The organism is Endozoicomonas sp. SESOKO1 (assembly GCF_024606265.1).
In the GTDB taxonomy this organism is placed as follows: domain Bacteria; phylum Pseudomonadota; class Gammaproteobacteria; order Pseudomonadales; family Endozoicomonadaceae; genus Endozoicomonas.
On the sequence record NZ_JAHHPP010000005.1, the window covers coordinates 72974 to 91819 of the forward strand.

At 49.9% G+C, this 18846-nt stretch carries 15 protein-coding genes; 2 read left to right on the top strand and 13 right to left on the bottom strand.

What is annotated here, in order from left to right; all coding sequences use genetic code 11:
* Positions 1 to 60: 60 nt before the first annotated feature.
* The 10 genes from ahpF to KDK13_RS00640 form a co-directional block, all read right to left on the bottom strand.
* Positions 61 to 1644, bottom strand: a complete 1584-nt coding sequence (ahpF, locus tag KDK13_RS00595; RefSeq protein ID WP_257282782.1) for an alkyl hydroperoxide reductase subunit F — start codon at positions 1642 to 1644, stop codon at positions 61 to 63.
* 179 nt (positions 1645 to 1823) lie between these two features.
* Entirely contained in the window at positions 1824 to 2393 is a 570-nt protein-coding gene (ahpC, locus tag KDK13_RS00600) for an alkyl hydroperoxide reductase subunit C (RefSeq protein ID WP_257282783.1), read from the bottom strand.
* Between the two features lie 234 nt (positions 2394 to 2627).
* Positions 2628 to 3488, bottom strand: coding sequence for a hypothetical protein (locus KDK13_RS00605; RefSeq protein ID WP_257282784.1), 861 nt, complete (start codon positions 3486 to 3488; stop codon positions 2628 to 2630).
* A gap of 31 nt (positions 3489 to 3519) precedes the next feature.
* Positions 3520 to 4845, bottom strand: a complete 1326-nt coding sequence (locus tag KDK13_RS00610; RefSeq protein ID WP_257282785.1) for an OmpP1/FadL family transporter — start codon at positions 4843 to 4845, stop codon at positions 3520 to 3522.
* A gap of 189 nt (positions 4846 to 5034) precedes the next feature.
* Complete coding sequence (pepN, locus tag KDK13_RS00615; RefSeq protein ID WP_257282786.1) at positions 5035 to 7680, bottom strand: aminopeptidase N; 2646 nt, start codon at positions 7678 to 7680, stop codon at positions 5035 to 5037.
* 89 nt (positions 7681 to 7769) lie between these two features.
* Positions 7770 to 8612, bottom strand: a complete 843-nt coding sequence (locus KDK13_RS00620) for a DUF2797 domain-containing protein (RefSeq protein ID WP_306670954.1) — start codon at positions 8610 to 8612, stop codon at positions 7770 to 7772.
* 111 nt (positions 8613 to 8723) lie between these two features.
* A complete protein-coding gene (locus tag KDK13_RS00625; RefSeq protein ID WP_257282788.1) occupies positions 8724 to 9008 on the bottom strand; it encodes a YeaC family protein in 285 nt (94 codons plus the stop codon).
* Between the two features lie 15 nt (positions 9009 to 9023).
* Positions 9024 to 9890, bottom strand: a complete 867-nt coding sequence (locus tag KDK13_RS00630; protein ID WP_257282789.1) for a rhomboid family intramembrane serine protease — start codon at positions 9888 to 9890, stop codon at positions 9024 to 9026.
* 26 nt (positions 9891 to 9916) lie between these two features.
* Positions 9917 to 10801 carry an NAD(+) kinase gene (locus KDK13_RS00635; protein ID WP_257282790.1) on the bottom strand — a complete coding sequence of 295 codons (885 nt, stop codon included), beginning with the start codon at positions 10799 to 10801 and terminating at the stop codon, positions 9917 to 9919.
* A 204-nt stretch (positions 10802 to 11005) separates the two neighbouring features.
* Positions 11006 to 13405 (bottom strand): ShET2/EspL2 family type III secretion system effector toxin, encoded by a 2400-nt coding sequence (locus tag KDK13_RS00640; RefSeq protein WP_257282791.1) that lies wholly within the window; start codon positions 13403 to 13405, stop codon positions 11006 to 11008.
* Between the two features lie 238 nt (positions 13406 to 13643).
* On the opposite strand from KDK13_RS00640, the gene KDK13_RS00645 reads away from it, so the two are divergent.
* Together KDK13_RS00645 and KDK13_RS00650 are read left to right on the top strand one after the other, a co-directional pair.
* Positions 13644 to 14693, top strand: coding sequence for a DUF1853 family protein (locus tag KDK13_RS00645; protein ID WP_257282792.1), 1050 nt, complete (start codon positions 13644 to 13646; stop codon positions 14691 to 14693).
* Positions 14694 to 14833: 140 nt separating this feature from the next.
* Positions 14834 to 15406: an alkylphosphonate utilization protein gene (locus KDK13_RS00650; protein ID WP_257282793.1), complete on the top strand. Its 573-nt coding sequence runs from the start codon at positions 14834 to 14836 to the stop codon at positions 15404 to 15406.
* Between the two features lie 41 nt (positions 15407 to 15447).
* Here KDK13_RS00650 and aceK read toward each other — a convergent pair whose 3' ends face one another.
* The 3 genes from aceK to KDK13_RS00665 form a co-directional block, all read right to left on the bottom strand.
* Positions 15448 to 17220, bottom strand: coding sequence for a bifunctional isocitrate dehydrogenase kinase/phosphatase (gene aceK / locus KDK13_RS00655; protein WP_257282794.1), 1773 nt, complete (start codon positions 17218 to 17220; stop codon positions 15448 to 15450).
* Positions 17220 to 17633 carry a hypothetical protein gene (locus tag KDK13_RS00660; RefSeq protein ID WP_257282795.1) on the bottom strand — a complete coding sequence of 138 codons (414 nt, stop codon included), beginning with the start codon at positions 17631 to 17633 and terminating at the stop codon, positions 17220 to 17222. Before KDK13_RS00660 ends, aceK begins: the two co-directional genes overlap by 1 nt.
* A gap of 83 nt (positions 17634 to 17716) precedes the next feature.
* The gene (locus KDK13_RS00665) at positions 17717 to 18610 is read right to left on the bottom strand and encodes a PocR ligand-binding domain-containing protein (RefSeq protein WP_257282796.1); all 894 of its coding nucleotides are present in this window, start codon (positions 18608 to 18610) and stop codon (positions 17717 to 17719) included.
* Positions 18611 to 18846 lie beyond the last annotated feature (236 nt).

The following is an 18846-nucleotide window of genomic DNA, read 5'->3' on the forward strand; positions in this document are numbered from 1 at the left end:
CAAAAATGAAGTTTTATGACAACTTCAAAAGTTTTATGTCAAAATATCAAAGTACCGACATCAAGCTGCTTCCTGCTGCTGTGGCTCTGGCGTACGGATCAGGTAATCAAACGCTCCCAAGGCAGCAGTTGCACCACTGCCCATGGCAATAATGATCTGTTTGTAAGGCGCGGTGGTGACATCACCGGCGGCAAACACACCGGGCAGGGAAGTTTCACCCTGGGCACCGATGATAATCTCACCTCGTGGGCTTAACTCCAGAGTGCCCTTGAGGAACTCGGCGTTGGGAACCAGGCCGATCTGGACAAAGATACCCGACAACTCAATTGTATCACTGTTATCTGTTGCCCGGTCGGTGTAACGCAGTCCGGTCACCTTCTCACCATTGCCTAGCACTTCGGTGGTCAGCGCTTCGGTAATGATATCGATATTACCCATGGAGCGGGCCTTGCGTTGCAGCACTTCATCTGCTCTCAGTTTGCTGTCGAACTCCAGGACCGTCACATGCTCAACAATACCGGCAAGGTCGATTGCCGCTTCAATACCGGAGTTACCGCCACCAATCACCGCTACTTTTTTGCCCTTGAACAGCGGACCATCGCAGTGTGGGCAGTAAGCGACACCTTTACCACGATATTCCTGCTCACCCGGAACGTTCATTTCTCTCCAGCGGGCTCCGGTACCGATAACCAGCGAGCGACTCTTCAGAGTTGCACCGCTTTCCAGCTCAACCTGGATCAGGTCACCCACCTGCTCCGCCGCCACAACCCGGCTGGCACGCTGTTGAGTCATGATATCCACGTCATAGTCGCGGACATGTTCTTCCAGGCTCGCGGCCAGCTTCGGGCCTTCTGTCGCCTTAACGGAGATAAAGTTTTCAATACCAACGGTATCCATCACCTGGCCACCGAAACGGTCCGCCACGATGCCGGTACGAATGCCTTTTCGGGCACTGTAGATCGCCGCAGAGGCTCCGGCAGGGCCACCGCCAACCACCAGTACATCAAACGGTGCTTTTTCAGCGATGGCTTCTGCCTGACGCGCTGCTGCCCCGGTATCCAGCTTGTTCAGGATTTCCTGCAAAGAGATACGACCCTGGGCAAACAGTTCACCGTTCAGGTAAACCGAAGGAACCGCCATGATTTTCCGCTCGTCCACCTCTTTCGGGAACAAGGCACCATCGATCATCACATTGGTAATATCTGGATTCAGGGCGGACATGATGTTCAGCGCCTGCACCACATCCGGACAGTTCTGACAACTCAGGGAAACGTATGTTTCAAAACGGTAGTTACCTGCCAGCGCTTTTACCTGCTCGGCCACGGAGTCATCCACCTTAATCGGATGACCGCCGCTGTGCAGCAGCGCCAGAACCAGGGAGGTGAATTCATGCCCCATCGGCAAGCCGGCAAAGCGGATTTCACTGCCCGTTGCCGCTGAACGGACCAGCATGGACGGTTTGCGCTCATTGCCGTTATCTGCCCTGGCAACCGATACTTTGTCAGACAGACTGGCAATGTCGTTGGCCAGAGACTCCATTTCAGCGGACTTATTGCTGTCGTCCAGGAATACCACCAGCTCAACGGATGTTTTCAGATTCTGCAGGTAGTTCTGTAACTGGGTTTTCATATTTGTGTCGAGCATGGTCGCACCCCTGTTTATGGCAAGTTATGGAAAAATGGTATTGATAAGGCGAAGGAGGGTTTCTTGCTTTTTAAAGCTGCCCAGGAATGTTGAACAATGGTTTACCCAGCATTCCTCGTCAGCCTTGGAGCCATACCCAAACTGGCTGTCCGGGTATGGCCATCAGCACGATCTATGGCTTAGATCTTGCCAACCAGGTCCAGGGAAGGCGCCAGAGTCTCTTCACCTGGCTGCCATGCTGCCGGGCAAACTTCGCCGTCATGCTCAGCGATGTACTGGGCAGCCTGTACCTTGCGCACCAGGTCTTTGGCAGAGCGGCCAATACCCAGGTCGTTGATTTCGATGGCCTTGATTTCACCTTCCGGATTGATGACAAAGGTGCCACGCAGTGCCAGGCCATCTTCTTCAATCATCACACCGAAGTTGCGGGTGATGGTGCCTGTTGGATCACCGATCATCGGGAACTGGATTTTCTTGATAGTTTCAGAGCTGTCGTGCCATGCCTTGTGAGTGAAGTGCGTGTCTGTTGACACGGAATAGACTTCTACACCCATGGCCTGCAGCTGGGCGTAATGGTCAGCCACATCGCCCAGCTCCGTTGGGCAGACAAAGGTGAAGTCAGCCGGGTAGAAGAACACAACGGACCATTTGCCCAGCAGGGTCTGTTCGGTCACATCAACAAACTCGCCATTGTGGAAAGCAGTGGCTTTGAATGGCTTGATCACGGTGTTAATCAAAGATTGAGTCATTTGATTTTCCTTTTTGGGTGTAAGTAGTTAAAGAGTGCCTTTGACGTGATAAAGAATACGGCCAAACTATCGAACATCAAAATTAATTAAAAAAATAACACTGATAGATTTATTTAATTGCCAATGCCGTAAAGCTTGCCATCAAGGCCAAGCCCGACACACTGAAAAAGCTGTTGCTGGTAATGACCGTTTGAGGGTGTTTTGCAGCACTGTTTTTTTAACCGGAACAGACAGTTAAAAAGTCGGCATACTGGAACGCAGTAAAAGCAGGTTATTAACCGTAATGTAACCGGCCATGTCAGTACTCCAGGACACATAGGGGTAACAGGGATCATCAGCCTCGTATTTAAGCAGAGAAGCAAAATGGGGGCCTAAAGAAGGGAGCATTCCATCTTCATAAGCCCGCATATCGACTGACACTACAAGGGGGTCCGCCTTGTGCCTGGCAACGCTGTTTTCATTTTTGTCATCCGCTAACAGAGATAGCAAAGGTTCCAGTGCATGGTGTAAATGTTGCCGCATCAGGCTAATGCGCATTGATTGGAAATCGTATTTTCCATACAAAGCCAGGATAGCCCCTTTCCGTGCCATATCTGACTGGGCATCATGAACACCCTCTTCTCTTATAACCGGAAGTGAAATATTTGCACTCGTGGCCGCTCTGGAAGCTGGAGCAGTCAACAGACGTCTTTCCCTGCAGGGATCTTCAGCGGAGGCGACAGAACGGGCGACTATTGTCTGGTCACTGGGGGTTATCGACTTCGGGCAAACAACGTCGTCACAGTCAGGCATTACCGATAACACACCTGAACTTGTCCCTGGTGAACAAATGATCATATGGCCTGAAAAAGACTTGCCCACATCCGTCCTGGTTACTGAAGATACCTGTTTATCAATGGCACTGACATTGGCGGACGGGCACGACTGCGGCGCTGAGGCGAGCGAAAGCGTAGATGAAGCAGGTGTATTTGTTGGCACTCTTACTCCCATGGACTTCTTTTGTCGATTTATCATACCAACAAAGTAGTCAACAAATTCACCATGCACAGAAAAAATAATGCCCGGCGGTTGCCGGGCTGTTCTTTTTACGTTCACTTTTGCTGATTCAGAAAAGAACCTGTTGGTTTCAGAAGCGCCTGGTTACCGATGCGCTGAATACATGGGCGGTGTTGTCGTATTCGCCTTTCAGCGTCAAGCCGCCATTTGGAGTTCCATCGCTGTTGTAATTCTCTTCGTCGATCTTGACCTTGGAACCAAACATATAGCCATAGGCAGCATCAACGGTCCAGTCACTGCCAAATTCATACTTGGCACCAACGGTCAGCCAATTCCGGTCACTGTCTGGTGTTCTTGCGGTGCGATACTCATCGGGCACTGGTGACTGGTCGAAGGCGTAGCCGGCTTTCAGGGTCAGGTCATCGCTGTACTGGTAACTGGTGCCCAGTGAAAATGCCCAGACATCTTCCCATTTTTCAGGTACGTAGGTGAGTACATCAGTATCAGATGTATCACGCCCGGATATCGGGCCATTTCCTCCCTGGTTTGACTCAATAACCAGGGCATCAAAACGACTCCAGCGGGTCCAGACTGCACCAGCCATAACCGTCCAGCGGTTGTCGATCTGATGTGTGGCGCTCAACTCAAACTGTTCCGGAAAGGTGATGTCCAGTTTTGCTTTTTCATCCAGTTGTCCGGTATAGGGGGCTTTCACAGTAATCCGCGCGTCACCTTCTAAAGAGTGATCCACTTTTGAACGATAGCTAAGACCCAGTGTCGTCTGGTCAATAGGCTGCCAGATTACTCCGATATTCCAGCCATAAGCCCAGCCATCACCCGTCATTTTTGAACTGCCGAGGGCATCCGGAGTTGGGAGTGACGTTGCAGGAATAAAAACCTCTCTTGTTAACTCGCCTTCACCGTGAGAGGCAAAAACCCCGAGTCCCACCGAAAGGTCATCAGAAAACTGGTAGGCCACTGTCGGCTGAATATTAACAACCGTAAACTCAGTTTTATCCGCCATATATTTCCCGGCCCATTCATCTCCGTAATCAGAGCTGGAGCCAAAAGGTGCATAAACCCCCAGACCAAACGATAACTGCTCATCAACCGGCATGGAAAAAAAGCCAAAAGGAATAAACTTGGTTTTCAGAAAATCGTCGTTTTTACTGGAGACTGTCCCTGTTGGAGAAAATGGGTCAACACCCGTTCCTTGAAAATTTCCTTCAGGAACCACAACAGCGCCCCCCACAGTCACCTGCCGCTCTTTCAGCAGCGCGATACCCGCAGGGTTAGCCGCCATAATGGAGGCATCTTCCGCATTGGAGCCCCGACCCGCATAGGCCGTACCTGCAGCTGCCGCTGAAGATTCATTCAGGGCAAAACCCGCAGCACCAGCCTGTATGGCCAGTGTCAGTGTCGACAGGGCAAAGAGGGATTGATTGAATTTTTTCATTAGAACTTCCCTTCAGGCACATCTTGAGGTGCATTTTTATTATTGTGCGAAAACTTCGTGTATTTTCGTGTGCGGATAGTAAAACATTTGTTTCTATTTGAAAAGCGGTGTTTGCTGAGTGGCTGTTTGAGAACAAGCCGACGCCCTTATTCAGGAAGTCGGCTTAAACCGGCTTAAAAAAAAGAAGAATCAGAGGCTTTTGGTGACGACTTCATAAACATCAGAGGAAAGACCAGGCGTTGCCTTAATTCTCTCCAGCGCTTTGCGCATACGCTCACGGCAACCCGGCTCAAACTTACGCCAGCGGGTTAACGGCGTCATCAATCGTGACGCAATCTGCGGGTTCTTCTTATCAAGATCCAGTAACTGGTCAGTAAGGAACTCATACCCCAGCCCATCCACACAGTGAAACTGCTTCATGTTGCTGGCAAAGCCGCCCAGAACTGAGCGCAGCTTATTAGGACTGGTGGCGTCAAAGATCTCATGCTGCATCAGCTTCAGGACATGCTCCAGAGTTCCCAGTGATGGACTGGCGGCCTGTACCGACAGCCACTGGTCCATGACATTGGTGTCATCCCGGTAACGCTCAAGGAAGTCTGTCAATACTTCTTCAATCAGTTCTTTGTCCTGACAGCCTGCGTTGACGACACTGGCCAGTGCAGCAAAACGATCAGTCATATTAGACGCGCCATGATACTGCTGCTCCGCCAGCGCCAGCATGCCTTTATCATCCAGACTGGTCAGATAGGAAAGACTGATATTTTTCAGCGTACGCTCAGCAATATCTTCAGCCTCAGGGCGATAAGGTTTATCCACACTCAGCGATCGCCACAATGCCTCCAGGGCCGATTTATTGGCTTCTGAAATAGCATGTTTAACCTGCAGCCTGGCCTGATGAATAAATTGAGGATAAACCTCCACGGCCTGTTCAGCCAGGGACGCTTCCGATGGCAATGACAACATTTCAGCTTTCACGGCCAGATCCAGGGACTCATCACTGATAATCGTACCAAACGCCGTGATCAGGCTTTCATCAGGGCTGCACTCCCTGCCCTGTTCCATGGCCGCCACCATTTCATCAATAACACCACTGGCCAGGCGCTGACTGGCATCCCAGCGATTAAAGTGATCACTGTCGTGTTCCATCAGGAACAGCAGGTCGTCACGGGAGTAGTCATACCTGACCCGCACCGGCGCAGAGAACCCTCTCAAGATAGAAGGCAGTGGACGCTCTTCTACAGGTTCAAAGGTGAATATCTCTTTTTCCTGTTTTACATCAAGAACCAGATCGGTATCTCCGGCTTTATTGAGCGGCAGATCATCACCTTCTCCGTCCAGCAGTCCTAGCCGTACCGGAATATGGAACGGCAGCTTGTCCTTCTGCCCCGGCGTCGCGGGACAGGATTGCTCGATAGTCAGCCGATACTGCTTTTTCTCTTCATCGTAGTCATCGCTGACCGTCAGTACCGGAGTACCGGCCTGGCTGTACCAGCGGCGGAACTGGCCAAGGTCCCGGCCGGAAGCATCTTCCATGGCTTTGACAAAATCTTCACAGGTCGCGGCCTGACCATCGTGGCGCTCAAAGTAAAGATCTGACCCTTTTCGGAAATCCTCTGGCCCGAGAATGCCATGGATCATTCGTACGACTTCCGCCCCTTTTTCATAAACGGTGACGGTGTAGAAATTGGATATCTCAATAAACGACTCTGGTCTGACCGGATGCGCCATTGGCCCGGCATCTTCGGCAAACTGCGCGGTTCGGAGAATATTGACATCCTCAATCCGTTTCACGCCACGGGAGTTCATATCCGCTGAAAATTCCGAATCCCGGAAAACGGTAAACCCTTCTTTCAGGCTCAGCTGAAACCAGTCCCGGCAGGTGACCCGGTTACCGGACCAGTTGTGGAAATATTCATGGGCAACAATCGCCTCAACCCGCTGGAACCGGGCATCGGTCGCGGTTTCCGGACTGGCCAGCACACAGGCTGAATTAAAGATATTCAGCCCCTTGTTTTCCATGGCTCCCATGTTGAAATGATCAACGGCAACGATCATGAAAATATCCAGATCGTATTCGCGACCATAGACTTCTTCATCCCATTTCATGGATTTCTTCAGAGAGACCATGGCATGGTCACACTGGTCAATATTGTGCGCTTCGGTAAACAACCTCAGGGTCACTTCGCGGCCACTCATGGTGGTAAAGTGATCTTCCACATACTGCAAATCACCGGCAACCAGGGCAAAGAGATAGCTCGGCTTTTTGAAGGGGTCTTCCCAGGTCACATAGTGCCTGCCACCGTCCAGCTCGCCACGGTCAATATCATTACCATTGGAGAGGAGCACCGGATAAGCCGCCTTGTCGGCGGTAATTCTGGTGATGAAACGGGACATCACATCGGGACGGTCCAGATACCAGGTAATCTTGCGAAAGCCTTCTGCCTCACACTGGGTACAGAACATACCATTGGATTTATAGAGACCTTCCAGCGAGGTGTTTTCCTGTGGCTTGATACGGCAGACGGTTTTTAAGATGAACGCCTCTGCGGGTGATACAATTTTGAGAAAGCCTTCTTCTACTGTGAAGTCTGAAAACGGTTTGTCGTCAATCTCCAGAGAAACCAGTTCAAGGTCATCCCCCACCAGAACCAGGTCTGGAAAACGGCCTTCCTGATTTTTATCCGATTTTTTTTCAAGATTACGATGAATATTCAGCGCTGAGGTAACCAGCGTATGGTCTTCAAATAGGTCAAAGGTCAGGTTGGTCTGATCAATCCAGTAGTCAGGTGCCTGATAATCTTTCAGGAAAATCGCTTTTGGTTGCAAGTCTTTCATCTTGTTCATCCCGTTATTTTTTTACCAACAAAAGTGTCTTTCAAACATTGTTACATGCAGTGTCTCACCGGGAGGGTCAGGCCCTGTGATTAATTGACAGCCACGCTTACCTGATAGGCGGTATGTTTACGAATATTGACGACACCATTATCCAGAATCAGGTACTGCCCCTTAATCCCCAGTAGCGTGCCTTCTATCAACGGTTCCTTGTCGAAGGATCGGGACGTTACCTTAGCAGGATATTCAATGACGGGATAATCAATATTCAGTACGGCAGACGGGGCAGTATCTGCCGACGTTACACCCGCCAGGGGTTGTATTGCCTGAATGCCAAATTGCTCCTGCAATGCAGTGACCCGGCTACCATTCATTTCCAGCAACTCCCGGGCGGTGTCATGCAGGTCCAGGGGGGCAGCGGGCCCCTTCAGCATAGCTCGCCAGTTGGTCCGGTCATTGATAAATTCCTTGAAAATAACTTCCAGCAGCCCCGATTGCTGACGGGTAGCCACACGAATAAACGGCATGGCCTGAGTAGCGCCCTGGTCAATCCAGCGGGTTGGGACCTGGGTTGCCCGGGTAATGCCCACTTTCAGGCCGGAGGAGTTGGCCAGATAGACGACATGATCTGTCATACAGAACTTTTCTCCCCAGGACGGGTCACGGCAGGTGCCCTGGTCATAATGGCATTTTTCCGGACTTATGATACAGCTGTCACACTGGGGCAGCTTTTTAAAACAGGGGTAGCAGAAACCCTGGTTAAAACTCTTTTTGGTTTTCCGGCCACAGTGGCAGCAATGAATTTCTCCCTGATACTGCATGGACAATTGACGTCCAAGCAGGTCATTCAATGGCAGTAATTGATCGCCAACGGGCAGTTGGTAGGTAACCTGGCTCTTGCTGCTTTCAGTCCCGGCCAGAAGGGCTGAATGCATTTTACTGAGCGATCCGGTGATGGTACTTTCGGACACAGTCGTACTCTTGTGTAAGGTAAGAACCGCCCTGTTATCAACCAACAAAGCGACATCAAAATGAATAGAGAATGTTCAGTTCCTGAAACGCAGGATGGTTGTCTCCTCAGCAGGGCTATTCTCAGAAGAGCCACCCTCATCTGAAAGTGAGCCGGATGATTTACATTTGGCTGGCATAAAACCTACACGCTCTGATGCTGGCAGGTTTTTGTGTTCATAAACGATCACCGCCTGCAGGCTGGCATCCCGCTCCTGTTCTGTCATGGACCGTCCATCAGGCCACTTACCCAGTTCAAGAGCCTGCTTTAACGCCTGATGGATAGCAGGGGTCATCTGCTCCAGAAAAGCATCTAACTGCATGGTATCGAATCCTTTTCAATCCTTTTCTTTAAACAGCAAACCGGCGATGGCCCCCAGCAGACAACCTGCCACAAGCCCCCCGGTATGTGCTGCATTGGCCATATTACCAAAACCGATACTGCCAAGAATGCCGGTATAGCCAACCACCAGCCAGGTCAGCATAAAGCCGTAGTAAACAGGCGGGAGTCCAAACTGCCAGTTGCGGTCAACCTTTTCCCGGGTCATACAATACCCCATCAGGCCGTAGACAACACCGGAAAAGCCACCAAAAATAGTATCATCCCCACCCCAGAAATACTGGGCAAAATTGGAAATCACTGCAGTAAACACGATGATGGCCAGTAGATGAAGACCGCCCTGGCGACCCTCCAGCCGACTGCCAAAAATATAAAGCGCCAGCATGTTGAACGCCAGATGCGTCAGGCCAAAGTGAAGAAAGACCGGGCTGATCAAACGCCAGTATTGCCCCTGGTCCAGCCCCATGCCCAAACTGCCAAAGTAGAGATAACCATTGGCCACCTCGAAAGGAATGAAAGAGAACCAGGCGATTGCCTGCCAGTTGGCACCGGCACGGGTGATCAGCGCTACCACCAGACAGGCCACCATAAACAGCAGGGTGACCGGCATGCCCTGCCAGGGAATGCGCTTCAGAAAACTCCCCGCATTCATGCCTCTTACGGGAGGAGCTGCCTGCAATTGCAAATCACCGGACTGCCATTGCTGGTAAAGGCTGGTGACAATACGGGACTTTTCCTCATTCTCAGTCCAGACCACCTGTTTACCTGACTCTTCTGTGACCTTGTGGGGAATACCACGGGCATACAAAAAGAAGGAAAGGTCGCTCAGGTCAATGTCGGTGGGGAGTTCCAATGCCCTATGCATAACGTGAAAAACAGTCCTTTTGAAAATTAACAGCGTTCTTCCTGGTAGTTCCAGCGCAACTTGGAACGACAGGACTCATAAAAATTATGGTTCAGGGGGTGTAATAGTTTTAAACGCTGAGACTTCTTATGAATGGTGATTTCATCCCCCGGTGCCGAGGTGATATGAATCTGCCCATCACAGCTGATCTGCGGGTAGATGGTGTTCTCCTGGCGAATCACCAGTTTCAGCTCGCTATCCCCATCCACCACCAGGGGACGGTTGGTTAACATATGGGGATACATGGGCACCAGAACGATGGCATCCAGCCTGGGGTGCATGATGGGACCACCGCCGGACAGCGCGTAAGCGGTTGAACCGGTGGGCGTGGCAATAATCAATCCGTCCGCCCGCTGCTTGTAGACGAACTGCCCATCGATATAAAGCTCGAATTCAATAATCCGGGTCGACTTGCCGGGATGCAGCACCACATCATTCAACGCATCTCCCTGGCCAATAACCTTACCCTGGCGGCGGACACGGGCTTCGAGAAGAAAACGGCTCTCGGCCAGGTAACGTCCCTCAAGCACTTCCGTCAGCTGGTTATCCAGTTCATCCGGGGAGATATCGGTCAGAAACCCCAGGCGCCCGCGGTTAATACCGATCACCGGAATATCATAAAGCGCCAGGGTTCGGGCAGCGCCCAGCATGCTCCCATCACCGCCCACGACGATCACCAGATCACATTGCTGACCCATTTGTTCACGACTGATTATGGTAAAGGAGTGACCCGGCAACAGAGTGTCCAGCTGTTCATCGAGAACGACGGTCACCCCCCGCTCCTGCAGAAAATCGGTCAGATGCCTTAGAGTATCCTCCACCTGAATACGCCCCTGGCGGCCGGTTACCCCGACAGTTTTGAAGTGTTCCATAAACCCAGTGATGTCGCCTTAGAATGTGAGGTAGTATACGTTAGTCATGAACAGATTTTTACATCAAAGCATACATCATACTCTTTAACAGGTTCTACTACAGGCTCTACAACAGGCTCTAAATCAGATAGCAGAGTAGACATCCACCCAAAGAAGGCCCGGGATAATATAATTTGATGCAATCAGAATCCGGGACAAGGTCGTTCAGTTAGCCTGAGTCGACGATATCATTGATTGTTTTGAATCGTTACTTAAGCTGCTATTGACAACCTGCGTAACATACGTCCTGAAGCATTCCAGCTTGCCATTTTCCAGTGTCACGTAGAGTCCGGAAATACCATGACCCCAGGTCGCCATCAGCAGGTTTTGTTTGACCTCGTCACTCAGGGAGCTGGCCATGACCCGGTCCAGGTAATGCTGCACGCACTCCCTGTGGCCATTTAGCAGTGCCATGAATAGCCCGGGGAAACCCCTGGGGGATTTCGCCATCAGCAGATTCAGTTTGACTTCGTCGCTGAAGGGGCTGGCCATGACCCAATCCAGGTATTTCCTGACGCACTCACCATGGCCATTTTGCAGTGCTGCGTAGAGTCCGGGAGAACCATCACTGTATTTCGCCATCAGCAGGTCCTGTTTGACCTCGTCGCTGAAGGGGCTGGCCATGACCCGATCCAGGTAAAGCTCCACGCACTCCCCGTGGCCATTTTCCAGTGCCACGAAGAACCCGGAAAGACCTTTGGTGGATTTCGCCATCAGCAGATTCTTTTTGATCTCGTCGCTCAAGGGGCTGGCCATCACCCGATCCCAGTAAATCTTGACGCACTCACCATGGCCATATCGCAGTGCTAAGAAGAGCCCGGGATAACCCTTGGGAGATTTCGCCATCAGCAGGTTCTGTTTGACCTCGTCGCTGAAGGGACTGGCCATGACGCGATCCAGGTAACTCTTGACGCACTCACCGTGGCCATTTCGCATTGCCATTAATAGCCCGGGAACCCCCTTATCGGATTTCGCCATCAGCAGATTCTGTTTGACCTCATCGCTGAAGGGGCTGGCCATCACCCGATCCCAGTAAATCCTGACGCACTCCCCATGGCCATTTTGCAGTGCCACGAAGAACCCGGGAACACCATCGTTGGATTTCGCCATCAGCAGGTCCAGTTTGACCTCGTCGCTGAAGGGGCTGGCCATGACCCGATCCAGGTATATCCTGACGCACTCACCATGGCCTGTTTCCAGTGCTATGTAGAGTCCGGGAACACCATCGTTGGATTTCGCCATCATCAGGTCCTGTTTGGCCCGGTCGCTCAAGGGGCTGGCCATGACCCGATCCAGGTAACGCATCACGCACTCCCCGCGGCCATTTTCCAGTGCCAGGAAGAGCCCGGGGAAACCCTTTGGGGATTTCGCCATCAGCAGGTTCTGTTTGACCTCGTCGCTGAAGGGGCTGGCCATGACCCAATCCAGGTATTTCCTGACGCACTCCCCATGGCCCCTGTGTAATGCCATGTGCAGTCCTGGCATACCATCGTCATTTTTAGCCATCAGGGCAATCTGTTGATTATATGAATCAAGCCGGTTCAGTTGCCCCATGAATTGATCGACCATTTTCGAAGAAAAATGTCCATTTACGAGCATTAAAAATATAATGGCCGGATTCATATCCGCCATAACCCTGACCAACGCGTTACCGGCCCGGCTCTCAACCGTTGTCGTGGTTAAACATCCACCCAAAGAAGGCTCTGGGTAATATGATTTGATTAAACAAGAATCCGGGACAAGGTGCTCTATTTCAATCGCCTTCAGGGTTTGCAGGTCGGGGACGATGAGTCGTCGGACTCTCAGGGTGTCGTTGGGATCATAAAAGGCCAGTTTTATTTCCGGTCGCTCAGGCGACCAGTTGATCTTCAGAGCCATCGAATGGTTCGATGACGAAAACAGACAGGTTTTAGTTTGTTCGCCATCAGCCAGCTGCTGTTGACAAGCCGCATAAAGTGCCTGGCCTAAGCCAGCCCGGTCAAAGTAATAACCTTCCTGTGGGGTTTTATATCCATCAGCAGTGGTGTCATTCAGTGCCTGATCCATTTTAATACCGCTGTGACGGGAAATTTTATCAAGCTGATCAATGGACGTGAATTTGCCAACGTCTTTCATGCCAAACTTCCCTGTAGCAAACGCATAGGCCAAATGCCTGCACTTAATCGGTTTATGATCAAAGAGATTGTTCGCTCTACCGTTGAATATTCTCAGGTCGCCCTTTGACAGGTATTGCAAAATCCCGGAGGTATTAACAGGCAGGGCCTCTGTCGAGGATTCTATGGGTGTATTGCTACTATCTACGGGCTTATCCACCAGGGACTTATCCACCTGCAACCAGTAAGTGCGTCCCTGTTGGTTAAGCTGTTCGATTTTACGGCTAATCAGAGATGTATGCCGGGGAACATTTGCAGGCCTGCTTTTCTTTTCCCCGGGAATGCTTTTTGGGTCAACAGAATTAATGGTACGCGAAAATCCATTGAGGAGTGTCTCTTCATTGACAGATTGAGAGTACTTCTGAGTTGTTCCAGCAGATGAGCAAGGCAGATTTGGTCTGATATTATACATAGGCTAATGGTGTTTATCCGTAGTCTGTGATCCTCCGCATCTGTTGATCTCTTCAATACAAGTATTAAATTCATTGATCCCACATTGAAAACGACTAAAGTTAGCACAGTCCGAATTGTTCTGTTGACCAAATACCTGAAAAAAGCCTGAACACCATACGCGGTTGGCTCCATGACTTTTGAAGTGTTCCATAAACTCAGTGATGTCGCCCTGGAATGTGAGTTAGTATACGTTAGACATGAACAGATTTTTACATCAAGGCATACACCAGACTCTTCAACAAACTCTTCAACAAACTCTTCAACAAACAGCAGAGTGGGTACAAAACAGCCCGCCATTATTCAATCGCCCGGCCAGCCCCCTGTTTCTGGATTCCCCCTTACCGGCCGGATTAGCCCCGTTGATTCCTGACCAACAGCAACTGGCGCTTCTGGCCAGTCTGGTTAGCCAAAAAGGCAACCCTCTGCTCGGTATTTTCTATGAAACCCTCTGGCAGTTCCTGCTGAGCCAGCTGCCTGATAGCCAGACCATCGCCGCCAACCTGCAGGTAACAGGCGAGAAAAATGGCCAGCCTGCCACTCTGGGTGAATATGACCTTATCTACCGGCTGAAAAACCAGTTTATCCACCGGGAGCTGGCCGTTAAATTTTATCTGGGTATTTCTGATGAAAATAACAGTAACAAGGGGTCGCCCTGGCGACACTGGGTGGGTCCGGGACTCAAGGACCGGCTTGATCGAAAAATGGATCGCCTGCTCCATCATCAAGCCCTGTTGAGTGATACTGATGAAGGGCAAGCAGCTTTATTAGCGCTGGGTATTGAACAGCCTGTGCAGAAAGAGATTCTGATGCAGGGCAGATTTTTCTATCCGCTTTACCCAATGAATTCTGAAGGGGCGCAAACGGCTCAACTGACTGAAATCATCCAACCGGATATTGCGTCAACACACCCTGCATCCCGTTTGTGCCAACCACCGCAATGCTGCAATCCGGAACATCTCAAGGGGTACTGGTTGACACAAAACCAGTTCCTGTTGAACACCCGGCTGGACAACGGAATGAGCTACCAGATTCCTCATAAAGTACAGTGGTTAAACCAGAGTCCTATCACAGGGCTTCTCAATCATGATGACTTGATGCGCCAGCTACAGCAGCAAAAAAGAGCGGTTTATATCAGGGCAATCCATCAAACGCTTCAGGCGCCGTTGCATTTGTTTATTGTTCCTGATGACTGGCCTGACAAAGCGATGAAGGTCTCTGAAGAACTTTTCACCATAGACCAGGTCTAAATTTCCTGAAAAAGTCACATAGACCAGATTTCAACCAACAAACGCCATAAGTAGCTACTCAGGAAGAAATCCAACTGATTGGCGATTTCAGAAAACACAGGCATACTATGCCCCCTCCATTTGGTCAAATATTCCCTCCTATGACTACCGAACAGACTTTGCTGGAGCGCAGCGGCGCTCAATGTGAACTTTGCAGTTCAACAAATAACCTGAGTGTTTATCCTGTTCCTCCCCAAAGTGATGCGTCCAACCTGGATCAATGCATTCTTGTTTGTGACAACTGCCTTGACCAGATCAACCTGTCAAACCCAATGGATAGCAATCACTGGCGCTGCCTGAATGACAGTATGTGGAGCCAGGTTCCTGCCGTTCAGGTCATGGCATTTCGTCTTCTGAATAGCCTGTCATCACAAGGCTGGGCCCAGGACCTGCTGGATATGATGTACCTGGATGATGAGACCCGTGAGTGGGCAGAGTCCGGATTGACCAGTGAAGAGTCAGAAGCACCCACCCTGGATAGCAACGGCAGCGTATTGAATGCTGGCGATACGGTGACCCTGATCAAGGATCTTCCCGTCAAAGGCGCCGGCTTTACCGCCAAGCGCGGCACCGCTGTGCGCAACATCGCTTTGACCGGCAACCCTGAACAGATCGAAGGCCGTGTCAATGGCGTCCGCATTGTTCTGTTGACCAAATACCTGAAAAAAGCGTGAATTTCCTGAGAAGAACCTGTCATACCGCAGGTTCTTCCGCTCTACGATTGGTGAGCCTGTCGGCCCGGATTTTTATTCAATTGCAACGAAGGACTGTAAGGCAATACATCCATAACCTGTCCCTGGATAATCTGCTGCTGAACACTCCGCCAGTAACTGGCCGTAAAAAGATCCCCGTGAAGACGGGTAAATCGTTTGCGGATCGCCAGATCGGGAAACAGGAAAACCGGGAACTCTTCCGGAAAAATATCACCCGGTGAGACGGAATACCAAGGCTCGGCTGACATCTCCTGCTCAGGATAAAGCGCCTCCGGTATCTCACGGAAATGACACTCGGTCAGATAAATAATTTCATCGTAATCATAGAAAACCACACGACCATGGCGAGTGACCCCGAAATTTTTCAACAACATATCGCCCGGGAAGATATTGGCGGCGGCCAGCTGTTTGATCGCCCGGCCATACTCATCAAGCACCGCTTCCAGGGCCTGCTCGTTGCCATCACCAACCAGCTGTTCAACATAGATATTCATGGGCATCATTCGCCGCTCGGTATATAAGTGACGAATCAGCACCTTATCGTCACAGACCGTGACGGTTGAGGGGGCTACCTGCTGCAACTCCTGCAATAACGCTTCACTGAACCGGGAACGGGGCAATATCAGGTTGGAGTACTCCTGGGTATCGGCCATCCTTCCTACCCGGTCATGGGTTTTAACCAGATAATACCGGTCTTTAACCATGGCCTTACTGATATCTTTGGGCGGGGCGAAATGATCCTTGATGACTTTAAACACCATATCCAGGGAAGGTAGCATGAATACCGACATCACCATGCCCTTCACCCCCGGTGCAATGACAAACTGATCCGACGAGTGCTGCAGGTGCCTGAGAAAATCCCGATAGAAGACACTTTTACCATGCTTGAAGAAACCGATGGAGTTATAAAGCTCGGCACGTTTTTTTTCAGGCACCAGTGTACGCAGAAACTCAATACATTCGGAAGGAATTCGCGTATCAACCAGAAAATAGGAACGGGTAAAGCTGAATAGTACACTTACACTGTCGTTTTCACAGAGCAGGGCATCAACATAGAGCGCTCCCTGTTCATTATTCAAAACGGCCAGAACAAACGGTTGCAGGTCGTTTCCGGCCACCAGTCGGCCTACCAGGTAAGCCGCCTTATTCCGGTAAAAGACCCACTTCAGCACATCCACCCGAACATTACTGCGTCGGCCCCATGACGGTTGGGACCTCTGCAGCGCATGGATAATATTGCGAATATCCCGGCGACGGTATTCCCAGGGCAGTTCAAACTGAAAATCATCCAGTATCTGGCCAACCTGTCTGACCAGCCCCTGCTGTCGGCTTTGGTCATTAAAAGCGTAGGAGCGGTAAATCCCCCTGGCACTCTGCACCTTAAAGCCATCAAATTCGGACTGAATAAAGCAATGACGGGGGTTCACCGCTTCACCACTGAACACCTTGCGGTAGATGGAGTTATAAAAGGTTTCCGCCAGTTCAGGGTCCGTCCGGTAGGAGATCAAATCCAGGTATGCATCATGAACATCCTGCCAGCAGATACTGTCCCGAAGAGATGACGCGTCAATCCGTGATGTCAGTGTTGCTATCACGTCGTTGACGGCAACATGGTAAAGGTTAATCCGGTCAGAAGCGGCATTTTGCGCGGCACTCCAGTCCGCCTTCAGAAAACGGTCCCGGGCACCCACAGTGATGTCAGTAAAGCGTGTTCGATAGTCACTGAACCCTTCAAGAATCATTCTGGCAATCTGTCGGGCTATTGAGGTATTCATCACTGCACCGTTGTTGTTTTCTTATCGAGAGGGATTGTCGTCTCATGGTCAAACGATTTTATAAACGACAGCAACTCCTTTGTAGTGCGAGCGTACCCGCCATGATGATAGTCCGTCAACAGAGTCCAGTTAGCCAGTACCTGCCCGTTTTCATGGTGGATGTGCTGGTGAATATCACGGCGCAGGAAATCGCCCCCCTTAAGGACCGCAACACCTTTTATCTGCGTCTTTGGCATCTCTTTTGCCGCTGCCAGCGCTACCCCTGCCAGCGTGGCTCCCGTGCCACGGGCCAGCCAGATCTCATCATAGCTTCCCGGAGCAATACCTCCTGCTGCAAGAATTTCGCAACAGCCTTGAACACCGGCAAAATTACTCCCGCCTTCCGGCACAACATGCACATCCTTGGCTGACAAACCTGATTGATGGAAAAGGTGGTTAAGAAAGGCGGCCTCATTTTTTCGACAATAATCACTTCTGGACAGGTAAACTTACCCACTCATTTTTCAAAAGAGTCCTCTATCTCTTTCCTATACTCATAAGGAGTTGTCATATAGTGAGACTTGAACTGTTTGATGAAATAGCTGGCACTATTAAAACCTGACTTCTTTGCAATATTTTCAATATTCATTTTAGTATTTGACAGTAATGCTTTTGCAGTAGATAGCCGTTTATTTTTTAAATATGAATTAAAGCCAACACCCACCTGCTTTTTAAAGGCTTTACTGAAATAGTAAGGGCTTAGGTTAACGTGATTTGAGACTATATCAAGATCCAGATCCGAGCTGATATTATTATTGATATACAAAATAGCCTCATCAATTTTTTTCCCACTGTTTAGCGAGCGAAAGTTCTTGCGCTGCCCTTGAGGTTGCATATCTTCATTAATGGGGAGGTCAAAAAATTTTATAACATAATTATCAACCAGCGTTTTCAATAAATTGATTGATGACTGAATTTTACTCAATGGGAACGATTCAATCTCTTCATAAAGGGTAATGAGTTGTTGATCTTTTACTAAAAGATGGCTCGGGGATGTACAGATAGAAGGAATACCACTATTAGTGACTTTTATTTGTCCACACTGAATAAAGCCAAGCAGGTTGTTTCGGTGTATCAGTGGCACTGAAAAATCAACCAAACCGGTATGACAAATATAAGCAGCAACGTCATTATCCCGCAGAGCGTTGATACCTCCGGAACGATCGCAGTAATTACATAATTCTGACAAAGCAACATCACTTCGGATCCGATCACAAAATGGGCTAAAGTTGCAGCGGGTTGAAATTTCATTCCCCTTGATATCAACGAGTACAGAAGCTAACCCTGTAGCTGCAGAAAAGTCGTACAGAATATTATTGATGAAATCAGGGACAGAGGTTTGTGCTTTCATAAATTATCCCCCCTGGAACGAAAACAGTTCAATTACGTCAATTGTAAAACATCCACAGAAACAGATACATTTTACGTCAATACGCAATAGGCTTTAAGAACCCCAGTATACGCACGAATTAAACCACTCTTTATAAGCAGATAATTTTGACATATGTCTATATTTGCTTCTTTTTCAGTTTTAAGAAAGAGCAAAATTATTCTATTAATCGGTTCTCCAGAAGCGGTTTAATTCGC

What these genes read in the sequence shown, in the direction of transcription:
- ahpF (WP_257282782.1), bottom strand. Translation starts at nt 1,644, where the DNA reads ATGCTCGACACAAATATGAAAACCCAGTTACAGAACTACCTGCAGAAT.
- ahpC (WP_257282783.1), bottom strand. Translation starts at nt 2,393, where the DNA reads ATGACTCAATCTTTGATTAACACCGTGATCAAGCCATTCAAAGCCACT.
- KDK13_RS00610 (WP_257282785.1), bottom strand. Translation starts at nt 4,845, where the DNA reads ATGAAAAAATTCAATCAATCCCTCTTTGCCCTGTCGACACTGACACTG.
- pepN (WP_257282786.1), bottom strand. Translation starts at nt 7,680, where the DNA reads ATGAAAGACTTGCAACCAAAAGCGATTTTCCTGAAAGATTATCAGGCA.
- KDK13_RS00620 (WP_306670954.1), bottom strand. Translation starts at nt 8,612, where the DNA reads ATGCATTCAGCCCTTCTGGCCGGGACTGAAAGCAGCAAGAGCCAGGTT.
- KDK13_RS00625 (WP_257282788.1), bottom strand. Translation starts at nt 9,008, where the DNA reads ATGCAGTTAGATGCTTTTCTGGAGCAGATGACCCCTGCTATCCATCAG.
- KDK13_RS00630 (WP_257282789.1), bottom strand. Translation starts at nt 9,890, where the DNA reads ATGCATAGGGCATTGGAACTCCCCACCGACATTGACCTGAGCGACCTT.
- KDK13_RS00635 (WP_257282790.1), bottom strand. Translation starts at nt 10,801, where the DNA reads ATGGAACACTTCAAAACTGTCGGGGTAACCGGCCGCCAGGGGCGTATT.
- KDK13_RS00640 (WP_257282791.1), bottom strand. Translation starts at nt 13,405, where the DNA reads ATGTATAATATCAGACCAAATCTGCCTTGCTCATCTGCTGGAACAACT.
- KDK13_RS00645 (WP_257282792.1), top strand. Translation starts at nt 13,644, where the DNA reads ATGAACAGATTTTTACATCAAGGCATACACCAGACTCTTCAACAAACT.
- KDK13_RS00650 (WP_257282793.1), top strand. Translation starts at nt 14,834, where the DNA reads ATGACTACCGAACAGACTTTGCTGGAGCGCAGCGGCGCTCAATGTGAA.
- aceK (WP_257282794.1), bottom strand. Translation starts at nt 17,220, where the DNA reads ATGAATACCTCAATAGCCCGACAGATTGCCAGAATGATTCTTGAAGGG.
- KDK13_RS00665 (WP_257282796.1), bottom strand. Translation starts at nt 18,610, where the DNA reads ATGAAAGCACAAACCTCTGTCCCTGATTTCATCAATAATATTCTGTAC.